The organism is Rhizobium phaseoli, from assembly GCF_010668805.1.
GTDB lineage: Bacteria > Pseudomonadota > Alphaproteobacteria > Rhizobiales > Rhizobiaceae > Rhizobium > Rhizobium phaseoli_A.
Genome location: NZ_WUFT01000049.1, coordinates 1 through 2,798 on the forward strand (window position 1 = coordinate 1; position 2,798 = coordinate 2,798).

Here is a 2,798-nt window from a genome sequence, read left to right on the forward strand (position 1 = left end):
GTGAGCGTCCGGCGAGCGGATTTTGCTGATCGGGCAAATCGGGCGATGTTCTGGCATTAGAACCAGCATTAGTGCTGACATTAATACCAGATCGAAGAGGTTGCATGGCTCGCATGGAGATCATGTCCGGCACTGAGCGTAGGCGTCGGTGGTCGGACGAGGCGAAACTGAGGATATTGACAGAAGCGGATCAACCTGGTGTTCGCATTGGTGATGTGGCTCGCCGGCATGACATTCATCCTGGCCAGATCCGTTTGTGGCGGCAGTCCTTCAGCTATGTCGGTCGACCAGCGATGTTCCTTCCGGTGGAAATCACCGAGGAGGTGAGCGCTACCCAGGCACCTGACACGCCACCGACGCCAGCGGTCATCGAGATCTCGCTACGAAACGGTCGGTGCTTGAGGGTTCCGGCTGACGTGGAGCTAAGGATGCTCGGGTCGTTGATCGCTTGCGTGGAGGCGGCATGATCGGGCCTTCCGGGAATGTCCGGGTCTATCTTGCCTGCGGAGTGACCGACATGCGGCGTGGAATTGATGGACTGTCGGCGTTGGTCGAGGCGGCTATTAAGGAGGCGCCAGGTTCCGGCGCGATCTTCGGCTTCCGCGGAAAACGGGCCGATCGGATCAAACTTTTATGGTGGGATGGCCAAGGGTTCTGCCTGTTTTACAAGATTTTGGAACGCGGATACTTTCCGTGGCCAACAGCGAAAGAAGGCGTTGCGCACCTGACGCAGGCGCAGCTTTCGATGCTTGTCGAAGGGATCGACTGGCGCCGCCCGGCATGGACTTCCGCTCCCGGCAGAACGGGTTAAAAGCTATATTTTGCAAGGACATCCGGGGAAAATTCTGGTGCTTCAAACGCAAATCGGCTATGTTTGCGGATATGGAAACAACGCCGCTGGACAGTCAGGACGAGCTATCTGTTTTGCGCGCACTCGTCGCGGAACAGGCGGCGAAACTTGAGAGCCAGGAAGCCGAAGTCATCAAGCGCGACTCCATTATCGGGCTTCTGCGCGCGCAACTGGAACTGCTCCGCCATCGGCAGCATGGCGCTTCTTCGGAAAAGATCGACCGGAAGATCGAACAATTCGAACTGATGCTGGAGGAGATCGAGGCCTCTCGTGCCGAGGCTGAGATGCGCTCCGGGAAAGCTCCTTTGCCGGAGTTGAACGACACCCCGGACAAGCCGAAGCGCAAACCGTTGCCCGATGGTCTTCCCACCGAAGAGCTGGTCTATGCCGCGCCCTGCAATTGTCCGACCTGTGGTGGCACATCGTTCCTGAAAGCCGCCGACAGGGTGGTCCAGGTGATGGAGCACGTGCCGGCGTCCATCAAGATTGTCCGTCATATCGAAAAGCGCATGATCTGTAGGGAGTGCGACACGACGGTGGCAGGCGAAATGCCGACTTTACCGATCGAGCGTGGCAAGCCCGGACCGGGATTGCTCGCCCATATCATGATCGCCAAATTCGACGATCATATCCCTCTCTACCGCCTATCCGAGATGTACGACCGGCTGGGAATAGACATCTCCCGCTCTGTCATGGCGGACTGGGTTGGCCGCGTGTCCATTCTGCTTGCGCCGCTCGTCTTGGCGATCAGAGCGCACGTCGCGGCGGTCGATCGAATACACACGGACGATACCCCTGTCGATGTTCTCGACCCGGGACGAGGAAAAACAAAAACCGGCAGGGTCTGGGTCTACGTCTTCGATGGAAGCGGTTACCAGGATCCCACTCCCGGCGCGATCGCCTATTACTATAGCCCCGACCGAAAAGGAGCGCATCCGGCTGACCACCTCGCAAACTTCAGCGGTGTGATGCATGCCGATGGCTATGGGGGTTACAAGAAGCTCTACGGCAACCAGATCGTCGAGGCCGCCTGCATGGCGCATGTACGCCGCAAGTTCCATGATGTGATCAAGCTGAAGCCGTCGCCGATCGCTGACGAAGCCCTGTCGCGCATTGGAGCGCTCTACGATATCGAGGATCGTATCCGTGGCATGGTGGCTGACGAGCGACGTACACTGCGCCAACAACACGCCAAACCCATTCTGGGAGAACTGAAAGTCTGGATTGAGGCTACGCTTTTGACGCTGCCACAGAAGCAGAAGCTGGCTGAAGCGATGCGATATGCCCTCTCGCGGTGGGCAGCGTTGAGCGTTTACATCGACGATGGCCGTGTTGAGATCGACAACAACATAGCCGAGCGCGCCATGAGACCGCTTGGAATCGGAAGAAAAAACTGGCTATTTGCCGGGTCAGACAAAGGCGGTGAGCGCATCGCCAATATTCTGACCATCATTGAGACTGCCAAACTCCATGGCCACAATCCGGAGATCTATCTGACAGACGTCCTGACCCGGATACAGGATCACCCCAAGGACCGCCTCCAGGAATTACTGCCCTGGCTTTGGACGCCGGCGAAAGACCGATGCGAGGCTGCGTGATGGCACGTTCAAGGTTCATCTATACGCTGAAAGAAGTCGCCAGCATGATCGGCGAGAACCTCGAACTCATCGAGGAGGTGACCGCCAACTCGGACAATATCGCCGAGGGCGAATTGGTTTATGTGCGCGATGGCACTGAAGATGGCACGAAGGGTCTGACCGAAAATGGAATCGACGACCTTCAAAGTCTCCTCGCCGACATACGGACGTGGGATGGTGGAATCCGCCAATTCCTCGTCGATGAACAATGCGATCCCGAGATGATCGAGCGTGTCATGGTCGATGAGGTGAAGCGCGTCCCATAGAATCGGCCGATCGAGCGCGCGAAAATGCGTTCGCCGGACGCTCAC

4 protein-coding genes are annotated in these 2,798 nt (G+C 57.6%); all 4 read left to right on the plus strand.

The window, feature by feature from the left end; all coding sequences use genetic code 11:
* Positions 1–122: 122 nt before the first annotated feature.
* The 4 genes from tnpA to GR197_RS32830 all read left to right on the plus strand — a co-directional run bounded on the left by tnpA (position 123) and on the right by GR197_RS32830 (position 2,753).
* Complete coding sequence (gene tnpA / locus GR197_RS32940; RefSeq protein WP_404943425.1) at positions 123–467, plus strand: IS66-like element accessory protein TnpA; 345 nt, start codon at positions 123–125, stop codon at positions 465–467.
* A complete protein-coding gene (gene tnpB, locus GR197_RS31280; protein ID WP_007636277.1) occupies positions 464–811 on the plus strand; it encodes an IS66 family insertion sequence element accessory protein TnpB in 348 nt (115 codons plus the stop codon). Before tnpA ends, tnpB begins: the two co-directional genes overlap by 4 nt.
* 71 nt (positions 812–882) lie before the next feature.
* Positions 883–2,448 (plus strand): IS66 family transposase, encoded by a 1,566-nt coding sequence (gene tnpC / locus GR197_RS31285; RefSeq protein WP_131711142.1) that lies wholly within the window; start codon positions 883–885, stop codon positions 2,446–2,448.
* A complete protein-coding gene (locus GR197_RS32830) occupies positions 2,448–2,753 on the plus strand; it encodes a hypothetical protein (protein ID WP_131711125.1) in 306 nt (101 codons plus the stop codon). Before tnpC ends, GR197_RS32830 begins: the two co-directional genes overlap by 1 nt.
* Positions 2,754–2,798: the final 45 nt, after the last annotated feature.